Below are 240 nucleotides of genomic sequence, written 5' to 3'. Positions count from 1 at the left end.
TTCACCGACGGCGATGCGCTCGTGGTGGTGGATGACCTCCGCGACCATGAAGTTGAGGACCTTCTCTGCGAAGGCGGGGTCGAGGTGCGCCTCCTCCGCCAGAGCCCGGAGCCGGGCGCCCTGGGTCTGCTCGCGCGAGGGGTCCGCCGCCGGCATGCCCGCCGCGGCCATGAGGTACCCGACCCGCGGCGTGTACTTGAACCGATCGGCGAGCATGTGGATCACCGCACCGTCGAAGGT

General features: G+C 70.0%; 1 protein-coding gene. It reads right to left on the bottom strand.

Going from position 1 to position 240, the window contains the following annotated elements; all coding sequences use genetic code 11:
- Positions 1 to 240 (bottom strand): chorismate mutase (locus QCD68_RS17285; protein ID WP_301223904.1); only part of this gene is annotated, 240 nt, incomplete at both ends.

Origin of the sequence: Curtobacterium sp. PsM8 (assembly GCF_030433875.1) — a bacterium.
Lineage (GTDB): Bacteria > Actinomycetota > Actinomycetes > Actinomycetales > Microbacteriaceae > Curtobacterium.
The sequence above is the reverse complement of the archived record's forward strand: the minus strand, read 5'-3'. Positions and strand labels throughout refer to the sequence as shown.